General features: G+C 56.9%; 20 protein-coding genes. 12 read left to right on the top strand and 8 right to left on the bottom strand.

Annotated elements, in window-relative coordinates:
* The 12 genes from DK871_RS04520 (at position 1) to DK871_RS04575 (ending at position 12,216) form a co-directional block, all read left to right on the top strand.
* Positions 1-336 carry a ParB/Srx family N-terminal domain-containing protein gene (locus DK871_RS04520; RefSeq protein WP_161904122.1) on the top strand — a complete coding sequence of 112 codons (336 nt, stop codon included), beginning with the start codon at positions 1-3 and terminating at the stop codon, positions 334-336.
* A complete protein-coding gene (locus tag DK871_RS04525) occupies positions 333-590 on the top strand; it encodes a hypothetical protein (RefSeq protein ID WP_161904123.1) in 258 nt (85 codons plus the stop codon). The genes DK871_RS04520 and DK871_RS04525 overlap by 4 nt, the downstream gene beginning before the upstream one ends.
* A 32-nt stretch (positions 591-622) precedes the next feature.
* Positions 623-937, top strand: coding sequence for a hypothetical protein (locus tag DK871_RS04530; RefSeq protein WP_161904124.1), 315 nt, complete (start codon positions 623-625; stop codon positions 935-937).
* Between the two features lie 527 nt (positions 938-1,464).
* Complete coding sequence (locus DK871_RS04535; protein ID WP_161904125.1) at positions 1,465-2,010, top strand: fimbrial protein; 546 nt, start codon at positions 1,465-1,467, stop codon at positions 2,008-2,010.
* A gap of 82 nt (positions 2,011-2,092) precedes the next feature.
* Complete coding sequence (locus tag DK871_RS04540) at positions 2,093-2,833, top strand: molecular chaperone (protein WP_161904126.1); 741 nt, start codon at positions 2,093-2,095, stop codon at positions 2,831-2,833.
* A gap of 36 nt (positions 2,834-2,869) precedes the next feature.
* Positions 2,870-5,539: a fimbria/pilus outer membrane usher protein gene (locus DK871_RS04545; protein WP_218581309.1), complete on the top strand. Its 2,670-nt coding sequence runs from the start codon at positions 2,870-2,872 to the stop codon at positions 5,537-5,539.
* 177 nt (positions 5,540-5,716) lie between these two features.
* The gene (locus tag DK871_RS04550) at positions 5,717-5,929 is read left to right on the top strand and encodes a hypothetical protein (protein WP_078822012.1); all 213 of its coding nucleotides are present in this window, start codon (positions 5,717-5,719) and stop codon (positions 5,927-5,929) included.
* A 54-nt stretch (positions 5,930-5,983) separates the two neighbouring features.
* Positions 5,984-6,202, top strand: coding sequence for a hypothetical protein (locus DK871_RS04555; protein ID WP_161904127.1), 219 nt, complete (start codon positions 5,984-5,986; stop codon positions 6,200-6,202).
* Between the two features lie 94 nt (positions 6,203-6,296).
* Positions 6,297-7,331, top strand: coding sequence for a fimbrial protein (locus tag DK871_RS04560; RefSeq protein WP_161904128.1), 1,035 nt, complete (start codon positions 6,297-6,299; stop codon positions 7,329-7,331).
* A gap of 34 nt (positions 7,332-7,365) precedes the next feature.
* On the top strand, positions 7,366-8,640 hold the full coding sequence (locus tag DK871_RS04565; RefSeq protein ID WP_161904129.1) for an HlyD family secretion protein: 1,275 nt from the start codon (positions 7,366-7,368) through the stop codon (positions 8,638-8,640).
* 11 nt (positions 8,641-8,651) lie between these two features.
* Complete coding sequence (locus DK871_RS04570) at positions 8,652-10,808, top strand: peptidase domain-containing ABC transporter (protein WP_161904130.1); 2,157 nt, start codon at positions 8,652-8,654, stop codon at positions 10,806-10,808.
* Positions 10,801-12,216: a TolC family protein gene (locus DK871_RS04575; protein ID WP_161904131.1), complete on the top strand. Its 1,416-nt coding sequence runs from the start codon at positions 10,801-10,803 to the stop codon at positions 12,214-12,216. The genes DK871_RS04570 and DK871_RS04575 overlap by 8 nt, the downstream gene beginning before the upstream one ends.
* 11 nt (positions 12,217-12,227) lie before the next feature.
* Here DK871_RS04575 and DK871_RS04580 read toward each other — a convergent pair whose 3' ends face one another.
* The 8 genes from DK871_RS04580 to DK871_RS04615 all read right to left on the bottom strand — a co-directional run bounded on the left by DK871_RS04580 (position 12,228) and on the right by DK871_RS04615 (position 20,002).
* Positions 12,228-12,959 (bottom strand): SDR family NAD(P)-dependent oxidoreductase, encoded by a 732-nt coding sequence (locus DK871_RS04580; protein WP_161904132.1) that lies wholly within the window; start codon positions 12,957-12,959, stop codon positions 12,228-12,230.
* Complete coding sequence (locus tag DK871_RS04585) at positions 12,956-14,575, bottom strand: FAD-dependent monooxygenase (protein ID WP_161904133.1); 1,620 nt, start codon at positions 14,573-14,575, stop codon at positions 12,956-12,958. Before DK871_RS04585 ends, DK871_RS04580 begins: the two co-directional genes overlap by 4 nt.
* A gap of 70 nt (positions 14,576-14,645) precedes the next feature.
* A complete protein-coding gene (locus tag DK871_RS04590; RefSeq protein ID WP_161904134.1) occupies positions 14,646-15,752 on the bottom strand; it encodes a carbon-nitrogen hydrolase family protein in 1,107 nt (368 codons plus the stop codon).
* 62 nt (positions 15,753-15,814) lie between these two features.
* Entirely contained in the window at positions 15,815-16,690 is an 876-nt protein-coding gene (locus DK871_RS04595; RefSeq protein ID WP_161904135.1) for an amidohydrolase family protein, read from the bottom strand.
* A gap of 1 nt (position 16,691) precedes the next feature.
* Positions 16,692-17,609 carry a VOC family protein gene (locus DK871_RS04600; RefSeq protein ID WP_161904136.1) on the bottom strand — a complete coding sequence of 306 codons (918 nt, stop codon included), beginning with the start codon at positions 17,607-17,609 and terminating at the stop codon, positions 16,692-16,694.
* An 11-nt stretch (positions 17,610-17,620) separates the two neighbouring features.
* Entirely contained in the window at positions 17,621-18,517 is an 897-nt protein-coding gene (locus DK871_RS04605; protein ID WP_218581310.1) for a fumarylacetoacetate hydrolase family protein, read from the bottom strand.
* A 12-nt stretch (positions 18,518-18,529) separates the two neighbouring features.
* Positions 18,530-18,925 (bottom strand): RidA family protein, encoded by a 396-nt coding sequence (locus tag DK871_RS04610; RefSeq protein ID WP_122301318.1) that lies wholly within the window; start codon positions 18,923-18,925, stop codon positions 18,530-18,532.
* Between the two features lie 30 nt (positions 18,926-18,955).
* Entirely contained in the window at positions 18,956-20,002 is a 1,047-nt protein-coding gene (locus DK871_RS04615) for an Ldh family oxidoreductase (RefSeq protein ID WP_161904137.1), read from the bottom strand.
* Positions 20,003-20,005 lie beyond the last annotated feature (3 nt).

Raw genomic sequence — 20,005 nt, forward strand, 5'->3', positions numbered from 1 at the left:
ATGCGGTTCCTGAAACTGTCGAAACAACAATTCGCGGCGCTGGTGGCTGAGGCTCCACGCCAGACTGTGCCTTACAACAAACTGTTCCTGTCCCCCACCTATCAGGCACGCCCTGCGCAAGGGACGGCGCAGATTGGTCTGGAGGAACTCACCGCGTCGATCAAGGCGCTAGGGCTGCTTGAAAACCTGATCGTCGTGCCGCGTGCACGTGGGCGTTTTGCCGTCTGTGGCGGTGGGCGGCGCTGGCGAGCCATGGGGCAGTTGGTCAACTCAGGGGATTGGCCGGAAAATCAACCGGTGCCCGTGCTGGTGGTGGGACTGAGCAGGCACTGTTGATCAGCTTGGCCGAGAATCGGCATCAGGTGCCCATGCACCCGGCGGAGGAATTTGAAGCGTTTGCCAAGCTGATCGAGGAAGGGCATTCGGTAGAGCAAGTAGCGGCGTGCTTTGGCGTATCACCGTTGGTGGTGACGCGACGCATGAAGCTGGCGCGGGTGTCGCCACGACTGATGGCGCGGTTCCGCGACGGTGATGCTGATCACGCTGCTGCTTCGTATGGGCTGCCACGAGACGGCTCCATGCGCTTTTAGAGCAATGCAGCCCGTTTGTGCGGGAGCACGTATTGTCACAATTGGAACCAGAGCAGTGGGCTCGCCAATGGGAGGCGGCGCAGCGTGAAGTGATCAGCTTTTTGAAGGGGCTTGGGCCATCAGTGATTGTCTGCACTGACGCTCCACAGTGGGACTGGCCGTTCTTTTGCCAATTGGCGGTGGCAGGGCGGCAATGGTCCGGCAATGTCATCGCGCGCTCGCTATCGCTGTTTGAGCTGGCTTCGGATGTTGGAGCATCTCAACACCATGCATTGACGGATGCGCGTGCGCTACTTGAGCGTTGGCAATCGCAAGAGCGGATCGATCAACGGTACGTGCATCAATAGCGATATCTGTCACGTGTGAATGTCCCCATAACCAGTTTTAAAGGTCGCGATAAGATACAAATAATAAAATAGCGATTGTTCAAAGGCTGAAAGTCGAGCGGTAGTTATTGAAAATGTTGAGTGACCAATAGGCGGCTCGAAGCTCAGAAATTTCCTATGCTAATTTTTTATATGGTTTGCTAGGTGATAGGTCGATCCATAGGGGGGGTGTGACCGCGGGCCTAAATTCTGCAAAGATCGCGCTAAATTAATCTAGAAAGTGACCATCTGGAGTGCGTGTGCTCAGCGCCGTAGAAGCTGGAATATGATGAGGGCTTTGTGGAATTAAGCGCTGGGAAATTTCCTACAGCATACTTCGTTCACGTTAGGCTTAATTACCTTGCAAGCCTAGCTTTGCTTGTTGTCGTTGTCTCGTTGTATTCGAGTTTTCAGCCTCGGGGATAGGGCTGTTCAGTTGTATTCGATTCGATTGAATTGAGGCGACGACAGGTCTTTGCTGAAGAAAAAATCATTTAAGGAAAAATAAATTGAAATTAAAAAAGACAGCAGTATTTGGTGCTTTGATCGTTGCTGCAGGTTCTGCATTTTTAGCATCCACTGCAAGCGCGGCAGATGGCCTTATCAACTTTGAGGGTGAAATCACCGATCAGACCTGCACGATCAATGGAGGCACTGGCCAAAACTTCACCGTCACCTTGCCGAAGGTGTCCAGCTCGGCACTCGTAAACCCAGGTTCTTGGGCTGGGCGCACAGCGTTCAATGTTGTACTGACTAACTGCAACCCACTAACGGGTCCTGTGGCTGTCTATTTCGAGCCGGGTGCTGAAACCGATACCACGACTGGTCGCTTGAATGTTGACCGTGGTACCGGTACGGCAACCAATGTTCAGGTGGGTCTATTGAACTCCGATGCTACTGATATTCGTGTGGGCTCTGCCCAGCACAACTCAAAGTCGTCGAATCTGGTAGCCGGTGGGGCAACGCTCAACTACTACGCTCAATACTATTCGTTGGGTAGCGCCACGGCGGGTGGGGTGAGATCCCGCGTGAACTACACCATCGTTTACCAGTAATGCAATAAAGGCGTGATAGCTGTCAGCTATCACGCCTTTAATTTGTTTTTATATTGGATTCTTTGTTTTCTGAGCATTTTAAATGAAACGTTACTTCTTTTTATATGCCTGGAGTCTTTCGCTGCTCGTGTGTTTGGGTGGCCCGGCGAAGGCCGATGTTGTCATCACGGGCACGCGAGTTGTGTATCCCGCGAACGCGCGCGATGTGTCTATTAAACTGACGAATGGGGGCGCCAAGCCGGCACTTGTACAAGCGTGGGTCGACACTGGCGACGCGAGCCAGTTACCGGAGCAAAGCGATGCACCCTTTGTGCTTACGCCACCGGTTTCGCGTGTAGACCCAAACAAAGGGCAGACCCTGCGCTTGATGTTTACGGGGGCTGAATTACCACAGAACAAAGAGTCGTTGTTTTGGCTGAACGTATTGGAAGTTCCGCCAGCAACAGCGGGAGAGGCTGCTGAAAATGAGCTTCAGCTGGCATTTAGATCGCGCATTAAGATCTTTTATCGTCCCGCGAACTTACCCGGGCTGTCGATTGAGGCTGCAGAACAGTTGCGCTGGCGTCTCGTAGCTGCGGCTGGCGGCTGGGCACTGGAATGCAGCAATCCCACACCTTATTACATTTCTCTTGTCAGCGCCGGCATGACAGTGAACGGCCGGGCCTATAGTTCCAAACAAGGTGGCATGGTCAGCCCTGGTGGACAAACGAATTTTTCTCTTTCAGATCTACTCGTTAAACCAGGCGCTGATACTCAAGTGGACTATACAGCCATCAACGACTATGGCGGGGTTGAAATCCATAAGAAAAAACTAGAGCAATAGTTGGCTGGCGGCTTGTAAGGAAGGATTCACGATGTTATGGATATGTTAAAGGTTGTGAGTCAGACACATAGTTGCTGGCGATTAATGAGCAGTGTTTTAGTAATGGCCGGTTTTCGGTTGTCGAAAGTGGCGGTGGTAATCTGCACCCTGTCAGGGGGGGCGAGCGCGGTGGCTGAATTACCGGGTGAACCAGCATCGGATGTCAGCTTCAATAGTAAGTTCTTTTTCGGCAAGGAACCGGTGGATGTTTCTCGTTTTGCCAATGGCAACCCTGTCGCCGCAGGAACCTACAGTGTTGACATGTTTGTCAATGGCCTCTGGATCGGACGCGAGAGTGTGCTCTTCAGAATAGCCTCAGGTAAGAAAAATGCGGAGCCTTGTTTCAGGGTTGAACAACTTGAGCGTATGGCGATAGACACCAGTAAATTGCAGGTGGGTGAGGCTGCCAATACAGCCTGTCAAGTGATTGATCAGTGGGTACCCAGTGCGCTGGCCAGTTTCGACTCCTCCGATTTACGCCTGGATTTGAGCGTGCCACAAGTTTCGATGCGTCGTTCCGCACGCGGTTATGTCGATCCAAAGTATTGGGATCGAGGCATTACCGCCGGGATCTTAGGCTATGACTTAAATAGCTACGAGATGCGCAGTGATAATCTGGACACTACATCAACTTATCTGGGGCTCAGTGCGGGTTTGAATGTCGGTGATTGGCAGTTTCGTCATGTATCGTCAGTGACGTGGCAAAGTGACCTGGGCCGTCAATGGCAAAGAGTCGCAACGTATGCGCAGCGTAATATTGCACCGTGGACCAGTAAATTGACGGTGGGAGAAACCAATACCAGCGGTGAGCTGTTTGATAGTGTGGGTTTTCGTGGCGTTCAGTTGGCCACTGATGACCGAATGCTACCCGACTCACTGCGTGGCTATGCTCCCGTAGTACGAGGTGTCGCCAGTACCAACGCATTGGTGGAAATTCGCCAAAACGGCATTTTGATTTATCACGCGCCAGTGGCCCCCGGGCCGTTCGAGTTCAATGATCTTTACTCGACAGGTTACGGCGGCGACCTGAATGTCCAGATCATTGAAGCCGATGGGCGCGTGCACGGTTTTAGTGTGCCTTATGCGTCAGTCGCGCAATCGCTGCGTGCGGGTAACTCACGTTACAGCCTCACGCTGGGGCAGCTTAATGAGGACTTTCTAGACGATGATCCTTACTTGTTCCAGGCGACGTTACAGCGAGGTCTCACGAACCTGTTTACGGGTTACGGTGGTCTGGTTGCCAGCGATGGGTATGGAGCAGCGCAACTGGGGGGAGCATTCAACACGGGTTACGGGGCATTCTCTGTGGACGTGACCCATGCGCGCACAGAAATACCGGGTGAAAGTACAGAAAGTGGAAAAAGTTTAAAGCTTGGCTATAGCAAGTTGCTCAGTGAGTCCGGTACCAATTTATCGATAGCGGCGTACCGTTATTCGACGTCCGGTTATCTGAGTTTGCGCGATGCCTTAAGTCAACGTGAGTTCGCGAAGAATCGGAGGCTGGACTTCGATGACTTTGTGCCTGCACGCGATTCACTCGATGGTCCTCTTGATCTGCGTCTGACCCAGCAAGCGCGGGATTTTGCCCAAAGCCAGGCTTTGCGTCGTCAACGCAATAGCTTCCAGCTGACCATTACGCAGCCCTTGGGTGATTCTTTTGGTTCGGTGTCCGCCACCGGCTTCAAGCGTAATTATTGGGCCGGTGGTGGCGACGATACGCAGTATCAAATTGCCTATAACAACCACTGGGGCAGTATGGGGTATTCGCTGTCCGTCATGCGTACACGGGACGTCATCGGTCGTACGAACAAAGAATATTACTTGAGTGTCTCTTTGCCATTGGGCTCCGGGCGGCATTCACCTTCGCTCAGAAGCATGGTCACGCGTAATGACCAAGGGTATACCAACACTCAAGTGGGTTTGAGCGGGACTGCGGGTCGCGACAGCAATTTTGACTACGGCGTAACGGCCGCTCGCGATACACGTGATGAGATGGGCAACAGCGGTTCGGCAAACGTGCAATATCGTAGCCCGGTCACAACGCTGAAGGGATCTTACGGGCACAGCAGCAGCTATAAGCAAGCATCCGTTGGGATGAGTGGCGCGCTGGTGGCACACAGCGAAGGGGTCACGTTTTCGCCGCAGATGGGCGAGACAATGGCACTTGTCGAAGCCGATGCCGCTAAGGGAGCACGTGTGGTCAACTCTTCAGGTGTACGGGTGGATGGACAGGGGTACGCCGCGATTCCCTACCTGACCCCTTATAGCTCGAACACCGTTGAACTCGACCCCCAAGGTTTGCCGAGCAGTGTTGAGCTGCAAAACAGCAGCCAGCAGGTCGCACCGTTTGCGGGGGCGGTGGTAAAGGTCAAGTTCGCAACTGTCAAAGGCCGAGCCGTATTGATCCATGCGCTAGGGCCTCAAGGGGATACGTTGCCGTTCGCCGCTGATGTTCTCGATGCTCAAGGACAAAGTGTCGGCATGGTGAGCCAGGCCAGCCGTCTGTATGTACGAGGTGTTCCTGAGAGTGGTGCGTTGACAGTGAGATGGGGCGAAAAGCCCGAGCAGCGTTGTCAGGTGAATTATCAGTTGCCGCCTGTGATGGAAAAGCAAAAAGCCAGTGCGCAATTACAAACGGTAAACGCGCAGTGCGTGACCATCCATTAAAGAGTTTAAGCCCAATAGTCGTGATCATTAGGACAACGTAATGGCGTGTTACTAGGGGCGCGGTTGTCTATAAAACAAGAGCAAGGATCGCGGAAAATAGTTGCAGTGGCGAATGTAGTTTGCCTGTAACACACATGCGACAAGTGTCGTTATTTTAAATACTGAAGGAGTAATACCATGCAAGAACTAAATGTCCAAGAAGTTGAAGCTGTTTCGGGTGCCGGGATTTTCGGCGCTCTTCAGGGGCTGATCTACGGTATGGAGTCAGGGACTATTGAGGGTGCCCAAATTGGCCGCGGTGAAATTGGCTCTGCTGTTGCGTCGGTTACCGTAGGTATTGGCGCCGGAGTGAAGGGTTTTTTTGATGGTCTGTTTGGTGGCTGGTGGTAACACCCAGACAGTTCTACGGTGTTCTAATTAATATAAGTTTAAGGGGTTAATGCAATGCAGGATCTTAACTGTAACGAAATCGACGCCGTTTCGGGTGCCGGGCTTGTTGATGCGCTGACGGGATTTGGCAATGGCTTGTATCAAGGAACCAAGACCGGCGCCCAACTGGGCACGGGTAACTTGGGGCTTGGGGCTGCCGTGGCCTCGGTCACCGTGGGCGTGACCTCCGCTTTGAGAGGTTTGTGGGATGGTCTTTGGAAGCCTTGGTTCTAATGACTAGGTGCGCGGGCGCTCAGGCGCCTGCGCATTTTGATTCGGTGTAACACAAGGTTGCTCTCTCACTTTTACGCAACAGATGACCATTGAAATGAACAAAAAAAACAGTTCGCGAAACAAAACTGAGGGCTACAGACCCAAAGATGAATTCAGGTCTGTTTTTTTAAGGCTGGCTTTGTTTGTCTTGTGTTCTATCGGTTTGATACCGCAAGCCTTTAGTGTCTGTAATCCGACGAATGTTACCCAGCCTGCACAAACCATTTCGCTGGAAGGCGGTATTCCGGTTTCACCCAATGCCAGTGTGGGCGGCGTCATTTATACAAAAACGGTTATGTTCGCGTCTAATACCTCGACGCCTTATCTCACATGCTCTGACAATGAGGTGAGATCAAGGTATTGGTTTTTTAACAACGCGGCTTACGGAACCTATACGCCTGAAATATTAAGGACTGCCGTTCCCGGATTAGGTGTGCGGATCAAGGGGCCGGACGGGCGGTATATTAAAGAACCCCGCGAAAGCCTGCCGTTGCCGTCGGGTCCGCTCTCGCTGACTTACGCCGGTGAAAACACGCTGACATTTGAGCTCGTAAAAATGAGTCCAACGCTCGGTTCGTTCGAATTAAGAGCCATATTGATTGCAAACATTGGCTACTACGTGGTGGCGGGAGGGCGAGAACATCAAATCTGGAATATAAGCTGGAACGGCAACCTGCGATCCTCCGCTGCGACCTGCAGTACCAGCGATCTCAATGTGAGCCTGGGAAGGCACGCGTCTTCAATCTTCACAAATGTGGGTGATAAGTCTCCCGCCGTGCCCTTTGTCGTCAGGGTCAAGTGTATCAACCGTACCCCAGATGTAGGGATAAGGCTCGACCCGGTTTTCACGGCGTTGAACGCCGACAATGGCATTTTTTCCCTTGATCCCAGTTCAGGAGCAAAAGGCCTCGGCGTGCAGATCATGACCCAAACCGGCACGCCCGTGAATTTGAATCTGCCGATCAAAAACAGTGTCGCGCCCGCGAATGACTTTGCGTTTGCACTTCAAGCCGCCTTTATCAAAACCGCGCCCACTGTGAGCGCTGGCATCGGTAAATCCTCAGCCATGATCACCATTACTTACCAGTGAGCCGTGGCTAACCGCGTAAACGATTGAAGAAAAAATGACTCTCGAAAAGCCATTATTCCGCACTAAAGCGGTCGAGGCGCAAAAACTGCAGTGGCTGGGCGAGATCGTCATGATCCGCCCGACGTCTTTCACGGTGCTCACCTGGATGGCGGTGGCCATCGCGGTGGTGGTGATCGGCTTCCTTTTCCTGGGCAGTTACACCAAGCGCAGCACGGTGACCGGGCAGTTGGTCCCGACCAGCGGGCAGGTGAAAGTGTATGTCCCTCAATCCGGTATCGTGCTTGAAAAATTCGTGCGTGAAGGCCAGGCAGTTCAACGTGGTCAGAAGCTGCTGAGCCTCGGCAGTGAACGCTACGGAGGTGATGCCGGACCTGTGCAGGCGGGGATCAGCCAACAATTGCGCCAGCGCCGGGACTCGCTGAGCGAGCAGTTGGAAAAGCTGCGTGACTTACAGACTGGCGAACGTGACAGCCTGACCAGCAAGGTTGTCAGCCTACAGCGTGAGTTGGCGACCCTGGTGGAACAGGCTGACAGCCAGCGCCGTTTAGTCGCGCTAGCCAGTGATGCGGCCGGGCGTTATCAGGGGTTGATGGACAAAGGTTACATTTCCATGGACCAGCTCCAACAACGCCAGGGCGATCTTTTGGGGCAGCGCCAGAGCCTGCAAGGACTGGAGCGCGAGCGTACGTCACTGCAACAACGGTTGTCCGAAAGTCGAACCGAATTGGCCGGCTTGCAGAACCGCCAGGCCAATCAACTGGCCGAAGTACAACGCCAGCATTCGATGGTCGAGCAGGAACTGGCGGAAAGTGAAGCCAAACGCAACCTGTTGGTCACTGCACCGGAAGCCGGAGTTGCCACCGCGGTACTGGCTGAGGTCGGGCAAACCGTCGATAGCTCACGCCCGCTGCTAAGCATAGTACCGGCCGATACACCGCTACAGGCGGAGCTTTACGCACCGAGTAAAGCCATTGGTTTCATCAAGCCAGGGGACTCGGTACTCATCCGCTATCAAGCCTACCCCTATCAGAAATTTGGTCAGTACCGCGGTCGCGTCCAGTCCATCTCCCGTACCAGTATTGCCTCCACGGAGCTGGCGAGCATGGCGGGGAGCGTGCCTGGCCTGGCTCGGGATGGCGAGCAGTTCTACCGCTTGCGCATCCAACTGGACGTGCAGACAGCACTCGCCTATGGCGAACCTCGACCATTGCAGAGCGGCATGCTGTTGGAAGCCGATGTCCTGCAAGACACCCGCCGTTTATACGAGTGGGTACTTGAACCGTTGTACAGCTTGACCGGCAAACTCTAGGAACACACCTCATGGCTTTTCTTGACACACTCGCGTTGCGCTTTGGGCGCCGCTTGCCGTTGGTATTGCAAACCGAAGCCACCGAATGTGGCCTGGCCTGTTTGGCGATGGTCGCAGGGTTTCATGGCTATCACAGCGACCTGATTGACCTGCGTCGACGCTTCAATGTTTCGCTCAAGGGCATGTCATTGCGTCAGTTGATCCAGGCGGCCCATCAATTGCAATTGGGTACGCGTGCGTTGAAGCTGGAGCTGGATAATCTCAGCGAGCTGAAACTGCCGTGTGTCCTGCACTGGAATTTCAGCCACTTTGTGGTGTTGCAGGCTGTGGACTCGCGTGGCGTGACGGTGCACGACCCAGCCATGGGGATTCGTCGGTTAAGCCTGGATGAAGTCTCGAAGTGCTTCACTGGGGTCGCCCTTGAGTTGTGGCCCGACAGCGGCTTTGAAACACAGGAAAACCCTGCGCGAATTCACTTGTGGAGGATGATGGGCAAGGTCACCGGGCTTTATCGCTCACTGGCGCAGGTGTTGCTGTTGGCTGTGGTGCTGGAGGTGTTTTCGCTGATCAGCCCGTTCTTCCTGCAATGGACGTTGGACCACGTCATCGTCAGTGATGATCGTGATTTGCTGAGTACGCTGGCTTTGGGGTTTGGTTTGCTATTGCTGATGCAGCAAGCCGTCAGCGGGGTGCGTGCGTGGGTCATGATCCATATGGGGACGCTACTCAGTGTGCAATGGCAGGCCAACGTTTTCACGCACCTGCTGCGCCTGCCCACCCAATATTTTGAGAAGCGCCATCTCGGCGATGTAGTCTCGCGCTTTGGTGCGGTGAACAACATTCAACAAACCCTGACGACGGCCTTTCTCTCAGCGGTGCTGGACGGTTTGATGGCCATCGCCACCCTGGGGATGATGCTGCTTTACAGTCCGCGCCTTGCGGCGATTGCCATTGTGGTCATGAGTTTGTACGCACTGGGACGCTGGATCTGGTATCGGCCGTTGCGCAATGCCACCGAAGAAGAAATTGTCCACGCAGCACGTCAACAGAGCCACTTTCTTGAGACTGCACGCGGCATCCGTTCGTTGAAGTTGTTCCAGCGTCAGGATGAACGGCGCTCCGTTTGGCTTGGCTTGCTGGTGTCGCAGATTAACGCCGGGCTGCGCACGCAAAAGTTGCAGCTTTTTTACCAGCAGCTCAATGGCTTGCTCTTTGGCGTGGAGAATTTGCTGGTGATCTGGCTTGGCGCAACCATGGTGATGGACGGCGAGTTCTCGGTCGGTGTGTTAATCGCCTTTATGGCTTACAAGACGCAATTCGACACCCGTGTCGCCAGCCTCATCGACAAGTTTTTCGAATTGCGCATGCTGCAGCTGCAGGGTGAGCGCCTAGCCGATATTGTGCTCCATTCACCGGAGGACAATCTGAGCAATATCGACTCGGACAGTCTGCGCGAGCGTGAGGCAAGCATTGAGATAACAGGGCTGCGCTATCGCTATTCGGATCAAGATCCCTGGGTACTCGACAGCCTCGATATGCGTGTGAACGCAGGGGAGTCGGTCGCTATCATTGGGCCTTCGGGATGCGGTAAGAGTACGTTGTTTAACGTCCTGCTGGGCATTCTCCCGCCGCAGGAGGGGCATATCCGCGTGGCGGGCCTGGACCTGTCGCAATTGGGCTTGGACGGCCTGCGCGAGCTGGTGGGCACGGTGCTGCAGGATGACGTGTTGTTTGCCGGTTCACTGGCGGAAAATATCAGTTTCTTTGACGCGCATATGGACCTTGCCTGGGTGCAAGAGTGTGCAGCAATGGCGGCCATACACGACGACATCATCCACATGCCCATGGGCTATAGCACCTTGGTTGGCGACATGGGCACGGTGCTTTCCGGCGGCCAGAAACAACGGGTGATGCTGGCACGAGCGTTTTATAAGAGGCCGCGTATTCTGCTGCTTGATGAAGCTACCAGCCACCTTGACGTGCAGTGCGAGCAGCGGGTGAACGACGCTATTCAAACGTTGCGTATTACTCGCATTATGATTGCCCACCGGCCAGAAACCATCGCCTCGGCGGACCGGATAATCGTCATGGGGCAGGGCAAGGTGCTAAGGAGTGAGCACCTACACCCGGTTATTGGCGCCGCTCCTGGAGCGCAATTTGATGCGTAGGCTCTCGGGGTTTTTATTGGGGCTGGTTGGCGTTTTACCCTGTGCCGATGCCTATGAACCGGATGTGTTTGGTACTGCGCATGAGATATCGACACAGGCGGCCTATGACATGCATGGGCGTAACCTTGCATGCACTGTGGAGATTCCCTCGGGGGAGTTGACGCTGGAGGACGCGATTGAACGCATCCTTTGCGGTGATCCGCAGACCCGTCTTGCCTGGGCGAGTGCCAAGGCCCAGGCGGCTCAGGTAGGGGTCAGTCGCTCGGCCTATTTACCGCGCCTTGATGGGCGCATCGATAAAAACCTCGGCTATATGGACAGAGACAGTCAGGACTTTCCACAGCAATCGGCAAACGGCAGCCGTCGCGGGCACAGTGGTAGCCTGGAGTTGAGTTGGGTGCTGTTTGATTTTGGTCGCCGTAGTGCGGCGCTACGCAATGCACAGCAACTGCTGCTGGCCGCCAATGCCAGTCAGGATGCGACATTGCAGAACACCTTCACCCTGGCTGCCCAAGCCTATTACAACGCGTTGGCCGCACGGCGCAGTCTGGTTGCAGCACGCCAGGTCGCGGAGCTGGCGGCACAAAACCTGGAAGCGGCTGACGCCAAATATAAAGCAGGCGCAGCTGCACTTTCCGATCGTTTGCAAGCACAGACTGCATTTTCCCAGGCAAGTTTGAACCAGGTACGCAGGGAGGGGGCGTTACGCAACGCCCTGGGAGTCATTGCCGTGCGCATGGGGCTGCCTCCCGACACGCCGTTGCACCTGGCCAGCGAGCTGGAAGTCAGGCCCGATACAGGGTTTGTAAAAGCCATTGACGAGTTGCTGGCTCAAGCCCGACGCGAGCATCCTTCACTGCTTGCGGCCCAGGCCCGCCTGCGCGCGGCACAGGCATCGGTGGATGAAAGCCGTGCAGCCGGACGCCCCAGCGTGGCGCTGACCGCCAACCTGTCCCGTAGCTATAACGATCAGGTGCAGGAGTTTGGCGGGGATACTCGCGTGCTCGACCGCAGCATTGGGTTGCAACTGCGTATTCCTCTCTTCGAGGGTTTTGGGCGCACCTATCAGACTCGTGGAGCCCTTGCCCGTCAGGAGGCAAGCGAGGCGGAGCTGGCCAGCATCGAGCAACGGGTGTCACTGGAGACGTGGGATAATTATCAGTCGCTGAGTATCGAGACCCAAAGCCTGGCGCGCACCAGTGAACTGGTGGAGCAGGCGCGACAGAGCCTGGATGTGGTGCAGGGACGCTATCGCTCAGGGATCGGTAGCATGATCGAGCTACTCAATGCACTGACGGCCTATGCCAATGCCGAAAACCAACATATCCAGGCGCTTGCCGACTGGCAGACATCACGCCTGAAACTTGCCGCCAGCCTTGGGCGGCTGGGCTTCTGGGCGTTGCAATGAGCAGCGGTCCCCTAGTGTGATCGAGGAATCAAACGCCGCTCAATCACATTGCCCGATATCGTTAACGCCGCCTCCGAGAGCAGGTGCATCAGGGTGGGCACGACTTCCTCCGGCGAGGAAATACCCAGCGAGCGCTCATACATGGCCAGTTCTTCCTCACTGGCAGAGTTCAGAAATACCGGTGTGGCAACCAGGCCCGGTGACACTGCATTGATGCGCACACCATGCTCGCGCAGTTCATGCGCGGCGCTTTTGACCAGGCCGATAATGCCCGCTTTGGTCGTTGCGTAAGCACTCGCTCCTGGCCAGCCGTTGCTGGCCAGGCCGGAGGTAAAGGCGATGATGGAGCCGGACTGTTGTTGTTTCATCACCGGAAACACCGCACGCAGGAAATAGAAGATGCCGGAAAGATTGACGTCCAGATGGCGTTGCCACTCGGCATCCGACAGCGCCTCGATGGTGGTCCGGGTCTGGATCGCGCTGGTCAGCACCACCCCGTCCAGACGCCCGGTGCGTGCAACGATAGCCTCCACCGTCGTTTGTACAGCCTGGGCATTTGCGATATCCAGTACGTGCACCGACAACCCATCGGCATGTAACAGTTGCAGGCCCTTTTCGTCAATGTCCACGGCCTCCACCGTGGCCCCGGCATCACGGCAGGCCAAAGCGGTGGCTCGTCCGATCCCGGAGGCGGCGCCCGCGACGATGATGGTATGGCCCCTGAAGTCGTAGTTGACCTTCATACCTGTTGTCCTTCTGTGGCGATGTCAGGTGACATACCCGTGATCGACGTATAGAGCGACGCGGCAAGGTGCAGGCCTTGCGCATTATCGAGCGCAACGATGGCAGCGATATGCTCATCGGGACGCACCAGCACCAGGGTGTCGGATGAAATGCCGAGCCTTTCCAGAAAGGCGTTTCCCGGGTCGAGCAGGCTGCGGTTGCGCAGCCCGGAGTCGTGGGGCGCGTCATAGCGGGACACGGCAAAATGCTGCAGCACTGCCGAGCCGTTTTCCGGAACGACAGGACGGCGCCGCACGTCGCTGAAGTACAACGCAGTGAACCGACCGGAACACAGGTCATGAATTCGCACTTGCTTACCGTCGGGGGTATGCACCAGATAGTCCGGCAGTCGGTCGCCGGGGCCTACGGCAGGGCGGGTGGAGCGGGTTACCATCGACCATTCATTGGTCCCCTCCACATCCAGCTTTACGCCCAACATCGAGCGGGTGTAGGCATTGCTCCAATTGTTATCCGACATGGCCACGCTGGCATCGCCGCGCATGGACATCGAGTAGCGGGCCGCTTCTGCCATCTCCCCCGAGCCATGGATAGCCAGGGGGCGCTGTTCGCGCTCATAACCGTCCAGGATCTGTTCGCTCGCCCAGCCCTTCAGGAACCACGCCAGCCGCCACGGCAGGTTGGAGGCATCCAGAGCGCCTGTATTAAGCCCCAAGGCCCACATGGGCGTAATCAGATGGGCCGCGTCCCCCATCAGGAACACGCGTCCATTCCGCCAGCGCGTAGCGACACGATGGTGCACGCGATACGTCACCCGGTTCAGCACTTTGACGTTGCTTACCTGGCCGATGAACGACAATGACTTGTCGCGCAGCTCGTCCTCGGTCGGTTCTTCTACACCTTCGGCCAGCGGGTACAGAAACCGCCAGCAGTGCGGGTGGCGCACCAGGATCATCCATTCCTCAGGGTCGGCAAAATAAGCCAGGTAAGGATAATCCCGTGGGTTCTCTACATCGAGATCGACCACCAGGTCGATCAGTGCGTATTTGACCGCCAGCGAGGTGCCCTCCACGACAATGCCCATTTGCTCACGAACCGTGCTGCGTCCGCCATCGCACGCCAGGACAAACGCAGCCTGCTCTTCGATGATGCCGGCTGGCGTCTGGATGCGCAGGTGAACGCTGTCCTGGTCCTGCTCGAAGTCGAGCAGCTTATGCTGCATCTTGATCTGGATCAGGCCGCTGTGGCCGAGCGCCGCGCCCAGAATCGGTTCAAGGTCCTGTTGTGGCAAATTGATCACGAACGGATAACGGGTTTCCAGGGACAGCGCATCGAGCAGCACCGGGAATGTCGACGTCTGGGTGCGTTTGTCGATTTCACCGATTTCATCGACTCGCAGGGCTTGGCGCAACACATCGTCGGCAACACCGTAGCGTCGGAAAACCTCGAGTGTTCGGGTCAGCAGGGTGCCTGCCTTGGTGTCCGACGATAAAGTCGCGTCATCTTCGTAGATGACGCAGGGAATACCGTAGTACGCCAGGCCAAGGGCTGTGGTGAGGCCAATCGGCCCGGCGCCGATGATGGCGACGGGCAGTTGAGGAGAAGACGGTTTTTGCATTTTTATTTTCCTTCATCTAAGCGCGGGCCTGAGTGGGCGCTTGAAGCGGCGAAGCGCTTGAAAAATAACGTCAAGCGTCTGCAATGACCGCCTCTTCGATAGCCGAGACAGTCACCTCATGCCGGTCCGCAATACGGTTCAGCTCTCCGGGTGAAATGGACTCGAGCGCCCGCTTCGACCACAGATTTGAACCGGGGCTGAGGCGTGGATGCACATTCAAGGTGAAGATGTCCGAGCGCGAATAGTGGCCGACGGTATCGATCACAGCCTTGGCCACCTTGATGAAACGCGCCTCGCAAACGGCGTAGACAATGGTGTCGCCGGGCGTTGGCGGTGTCACAGGAACGCCCACCGGTGCATAGATGGCGCTGCCACCCTGGGCATAGTCGATGTTCAGGCTGTCGCGCAGCGCGAAGTCCTCAGGAAAGTCGCTCTGTGTGATGTAGCCGCAAGAGCCCAGTACAAACGCGCCTGATTCCGAAGCATGGTTGCTGCAACTGGCGTAACCCCAGAAACTGCGTGCCTCTGCATCGAACTCTTCGAGCTTGGGCCCGGTGTGCAGCGTGAATGCGCCCGGAAACACCGACACGTGAAAGTCTTCGCCTTGGGCGATTAGATGGGCACGGGCCAGTGTCATCAGGTTTTCCCCGCAGATCAGGCCACTGATGCGGCCGTAGTCCGTCTCGAGGCAGAGCAGGTCACTGCCATCGCCACGGCCCCAGATGGTGCGCTCGGCGAAGGTCGGCATGATCTTGCGATGCCGTCCGAGTATCTGGCCGTGGTTATCGATGTACAGCAGGCTGTTGTAGGTGGTGTGTATCGCCGGATGAGCGTCCATTTCGTTGCAGCCGATCACGACCACCGCATTGGCGCGTGCGGCGGCGGCGCACAGTTGGGCACATTCCTCATCATTGATGATCAAGGCGTTGTCGAAGAACTTGGCACGTACGTCCGCCCAGTTCTCCAGGCGTGACTCCCAGCCTTCACCCCAATAGGGGTAACCGGCGATCCAGGCTTCGCTGAATACAATGATCTGGGCGCCCTGGCTGGCAGCTTCGGCAATCTTCAGGCACGCCTTGTCGATAGTGCGATCACGATCCAGGAAGACCGGCGCAGTCTGCACGATGGCGACTTTTACTTGAGCATGGCCATTCATTACTTTTTTTGTAGGTTTCATCAGACATTACTCACTTTCACGGTTTTAGAATCGGGATACGAAACACACTTGCAGTGCACCGCTCAGGTGTCGGCCAGTCCCATCGGGAACGGCCAGTCCGAGCCGTACACCACGTGTTGGTGCCCAAAGACTTGGCCCGCAAGTGTCAGCAGGCCTGGATGGTGGGCGATATTGTCGACATAGAAACGCCGGGCGCTTTGCAGGGGCCGTTCGAGTGCGGTATCGACGCCGGGGCGCTGGGTATCGAAGCCTCGCTCCATGCGTCCGACCAGCGAGGGAAAGGTGCCGCCAGCATGGGCGAGGCAAAAACGTATATCCGGGTAGCGTTCGGGTATGCCGGCCATCACGAGATGTGCGGCGGCGACACCGGTTTCCATTGGATTGCCTACCAGGTTCTCAAGGTAAAAGGCCGTGAGTCGTGGGTCCTGGCAACAGCCTGGATGCACAAAGACGAACGCCTTGCAGTCATCGAGCCACTGCCAGAGCACGTCATACTCTTTGCGCGAGTAAACGATCCCGGCGTGCCCGCCGGCTGCCAGGGCAATACCCTCGAAGCCAGCTGTTTCATAGCCTTCGCACAATGTATTGAGCAGGTTCGGGTGTTCAAGGGGCAGGTAGTAAAGCGCGCCCAACCGGCCGTCACTGCGCTCGGTAATTTTCAGCAACTCGGCATTCAAATAGCGCGTCCAGACGAGCGCCTGGTCCGCAGGCAGGTGCTGGCGATACAGGGGTGGTGGAATCGACACGAGCGCCCGGCGTATTTGATGAGTGTCCATGCGCGCTATCAACCGCTCGGCATGAAACAGGTCGCGTATGCCGATCCGGTGGCCATCGAGGGTCAAGGCTTCGTTGGTCGGGTCCCAGGTCACATCCGGGATGGCCGCAAGCGCTTGCGCGTTGATGGGGGCGAGGTGTGTGTGAACGTCGAGTTCTATCATCTCAATCTCCGGCTTCCAGGTTGGCGTTCATTTCCTTGCTCCAGAACTCGGGCGCCCACTCGGGCCAGATGTACGGAAGGCCGTTCCAGTCGCGTGCTTCCCAAGACTCGCTGATCTTGTCCATGTCGCTGTAGTACTCCACCCAACTGCCCCATGGGTCGCGGATGTAATAGAACAGGTTGGAAGCCAGGGCATGACGGCCCAGGCCAAAGCCTTCTTTGTATCCGGCCTTTTGCATCTGCAGGGCGCCGAAGCCGATGGCGTCCACGGAGTCCACATTGAAACTACTGTGCTGAAAGCCGCGATGGGTGCTGGGGATCAGCCCGAAGCAGTGATGATCACGAATGCCGGTACCGGCCGAAAGAAAGGTCACTTTTCCCGGAACCCGGTCAGCGACGCGCATCCCCAACACGTCCAGGAAAAACGCTTCGACCCGGTCATAGTCATGGGTGAACATGAGCATATGGCCTAGGCGATTAGGCTTGGTTTCCCGCTCAAGCTCTTGCCAGTAGTGCCGGTCAACCCGTGGTTCAAGGATCAAGGGCGGCAGTTCGTGCACGGGCGCCTTGGTTTGCACGGGAACCAGGTTGATCCAGGTGCCCCAGTGGTCCTGGAACCACAACCCTGCACGGATCGCACCAAACGGCGGTGTCGTGATTGGCATGTCCGAGGCTTGGAGGTGCTCGGCGAAGCGCACGGTGTCGATATCGCGAATGGCGAACGAAAGGTGGTGGAGCTTCTTGCGCGCGCCTTTGAGCAGCACGATATCGGCGGGGCCATTGTGGCTGGAGCGCAGTTGTCGGGTTTCACCCAGCCGCTGCGACTCAAGCCCAAATGCCGAGTAGAAGGCATCGGCCACCTCAAGGTCGGGAACCTCCAAACCATAGCCCGCCAGGTATTCAACCCGTAGTCTTTGCATGCTTTGCTCCATCAGCCGGTGTAGGTCGAGAGGTCCGTTGCGCGCACGGTGTTGCGCAACTCACCCAGGCCGTCGGCACGGGTGACGATCCGATCACCGGGTTGCAGAAAAACCGGTGGTGTTCGGGCGTTGCCGATACCGCTGGGCGTGCCTGTCAACAGGATGTCACCGGCGTATAGGGTCAACCCCAGGGACAGTTCGGCAATCAATTCTTCAATGGCAAAGGCCATGTCGCTGACCTTGGCTTTCTGCATGAGCGTGCCGTTGAGCTCGAACTCGATGCCCACGTCGTTGATCGCGATATCGTCGCGCAGGGTTATCCAGGGGCCCAGGGGCATGGTGGCGTCCAGGCTCTTGCCCCTGAACCATTGCCCGCCATGGCGGCGTTGCAGGTCGCGTTGCGAGATGTCATTGGCCAGGCAGTAGCCAAAGATATGTTCCAATGCACGTTCCTTGGGGATACTGCGTCCGGTCTTGCCAATCACTACGACGATCTCGGCTTCGTAATCCCACTTTTGCGAAAGCCTGGCATCCAGCGCGACGTCGTCACTGGGGCCAATAGTGACCGTGGGAGCTTTGGTGAAGAAGGTCGGAGCATCCGGTTTGGGCACGTCCTGGCCTTCGCGTTTGCCTTCACTTTCATAAAAATGGTCCCAATAGTTCCAGCCCGTGCACAGCACGTCGCGTCCAAAGCGCTGGATCGGTGCCAACACCTTGATGTCGGTCAGCATGAATGGTTCGGCCCCCACCGCCTGGGTTGAGGCACGCACCATTTCCAGGATGGTCTGGCCCCCGGCGATGATGTCGACGAGGTCACCGTAATACGCAGGGACCAGGGTGCCGCCGTGCGCATTCAGCAGGCACGCCACGCGCACTCTGCCGTCTATTTGAATGGTTCCAAGCTTCACGGTTGTATCCTTTTATTCAGGCAGAACAGCGATAGCGCTGATCTCGATCAGGTACTCGGGGCTGACCATCTTGGCCACCTCGACCATGGTGGATGCGGGCACCGGCGCGACAAAAAACTCACGGCGCACACGGTGAATCACATCAAAGTGCTCGATGTTGCGCACATAAACGTCCACGCGGCAGATGTCTTCAAGCGAGCCACCGGCGGCCTCACAGGCGGCCTTGAGGTTTTCGCAGACCTGACGGGTTTGCAGTTCGATATTGCCGACCCCAGTGATACTGCCGTCGGCGGCACGCGCCGTCATACCGGAGATGAATAACAATTGGCCGCTGGCCTTACTCATCGTGGCCTGGGAGAAGTGACCGTTGGGTTTGGCCAGTTTTTCAGAGGTGATTTGGGTTTTCATGGCTATGCTCGCAAGTGGCGTATAAAAGCGTTAAAGGCGCAGGTCACTGTTGGCAGCCTGGGCCAGTGCGTTGAGTTCATCGACCAACGAGGGATGCAGCACGCAATGGCCCGCTATTCGTTGGCGGTTGGCGCGTTCCAGGTCGCCGGGCGCATAGATCGTTTCGGTGCCTGATGCTCGGCGCGAGTCGCGGATCGACTGGGCAAATTCAGCGACTTGAGGGCCGATACCGTCACCGCCCGCGATGCGGCTGGCGTCGATGGCGATAAAGGCATGGGAGCAGTTGTAGGGCTCACTCGGGTCGCCATACAGCGGGCGGACAGCGGCGCCGACCCCGCCACCCGAGAGCGCGCCGCAAAGCAGATCGACCGCCACGGCCAGGCCAAAGCCCTTGGGGCCGGCGGCGGGTAACAGCATGCCGTTGATGGCTTCGCTGGCGTTGGTGGTAGCCCTGCCTTCGGCATCGGTGGCCCAGCCTTCGGGAATGCTCTTGCCCTGGGCCTGGGCGATGCGGATCTTGCCCATGGCGGTGGCGCTCATGGCCATGTCCACCACCAGCGCTTCGCCCGTGGCGCTCGGGAAGGCAATGGCCATGGGGTTGTTGCCCACCAGTGCCTGGGCGCCACCCGGTGCGGGCATCAAGGGGCGAGTGTTGGAGAACGAGAACCCGACCAGGCCCGCCTGGGCGAATTTTTTCGACCAATAGGCAGCGGTGCCGAAGTGGCAGGCGTCACGCACGGCCACGATTGAAATACCGTATAGCCGCGCACGTTCGATGGCGAGTTCGACAGCCGTTTGCGCGGACAATTGGCCGAGGGTGTTAGCCGCCGTCATGATGACCATTGCTCCATGATCCTCTACGATGGAAGGCTGTCCATCGACGCTGATGCTGCCGGCTTTGATGCGTTGTACGTACATCGGTACAAGGGCGGCCCCGTGGGAGGGAATGCCTTCCAAGTCAGCGTTGACCAGCGATTGGGCCGTGCAAGCGGCGTCGGCCCGGTCAACACCCAGAGACTGGAAGATGGTCTCGATCAGGCGGGCGAGGGTTTCGGCCGGTAGGGTTTGTCCAGTCATGGT

Source organism: Pseudomonas sp. L13 (assembly GCF_009935965.1).
Classification (GTDB): domain Bacteria; phylum Pseudomonadota; class Gammaproteobacteria; order Pseudomonadales; family Pseudomonadaceae; genus Aquipseudomonas; species Aquipseudomonas lactis.

Bases quoted from the DNA above. Each gene is read 5' to 3' on its own strand.
- DK871_RS04560 (WP_161904128.1), top strand. From the start codon at position 6,297: ATGAACAAAAAAAACAGTTCGCGAAACAAAACTGAGGGCTACAGACCC.
- DK871_RS04520 (WP_161904122.1), top strand. From the start codon at position 1: ATGCGGTTCCTGAAACTGTCGAAACAACAATTCGCGGCGCTGGTGGCT.
- DK871_RS04550 (WP_078822012.1), top strand. From the start codon at position 5,717: ATGCAAGAACTAAATGTCCAAGAAGTTGAAGCTGTTTCGGGTGCCGGG.
- DK871_RS04570 (WP_161904130.1), top strand. From the start codon at position 8,652: ATGGCTTTTCTTGACACACTCGCGTTGCGCTTTGGGCGCCGCTTGCCG.
- DK871_RS04545 (WP_218581309.1), top strand. From the start codon at position 2,870: ATGGATATGTTAAAGGTTGTGAGTCAGACACATAGTTGCTGGCGATTA.
- DK871_RS04585 (WP_161904133.1), bottom strand. From the start codon at position 14,575: ATGCAAAAACCGTCTTCTCCTCAACTGCCCGTCGCCATCATCGGCGCC.
- DK871_RS04590 (WP_161904134.1), bottom strand. From the start codon at position 15,752: ATGAAACCTACAAAAAAAGTAATGAATGGCCATGCTCAAGTAAAAGTC.
- DK871_RS04615 (WP_161904137.1), bottom strand. From the start codon at position 20,002: ATGACTGGACAAACCCTACCGGCCGAAACCCTCGCCCGCCTGATCGAG.
- DK871_RS04565 (WP_161904129.1), top strand. From the start codon at position 7,366: ATGACTCTCGAAAAGCCATTATTCCGCACTAAAGCGGTCGAGGCGCAA.
- DK871_RS04600 (WP_161904136.1), bottom strand. From the start codon at position 17,609: ATGCAAAGACTACGGGTTGAATACCTGGCGGGCTATGGTTTGGAGGTT.
- DK871_RS04540 (WP_161904126.1), top strand. From the start codon at position 2,093: ATGAAACGTTACTTCTTTTTATATGCCTGGAGTCTTTCGCTGCTCGTG.
- DK871_RS04580 (WP_161904132.1), bottom strand. From the start codon at position 12,959: ATGAAGGTCAACTACGACTTCAGGGGCCATACCATCATCGTCGCGGGC.
- DK871_RS04610 (WP_122301318.1), bottom strand. From the start codon at position 18,925: ATGAAAACCCAAATCACCTCTGAAAAACTGGCCAAACCCAACGGTCAC.
- DK871_RS04575 (WP_161904131.1), top strand. From the start codon at position 10,801: ATGCGTAGGCTCTCGGGGTTTTTATTGGGGCTGGTTGGCGTTTTACCC.
- DK871_RS04595 (WP_161904135.1), bottom strand. From the start codon at position 16,690: ATGATAGAACTCGACGTTCACACACACCTCGCCCCCATCAACGCGCAA.
- DK871_RS04555 (WP_161904127.1), top strand. From the start codon at position 5,984: ATGCAGGATCTTAACTGTAACGAAATCGACGCCGTTTCGGGTGCCGGG.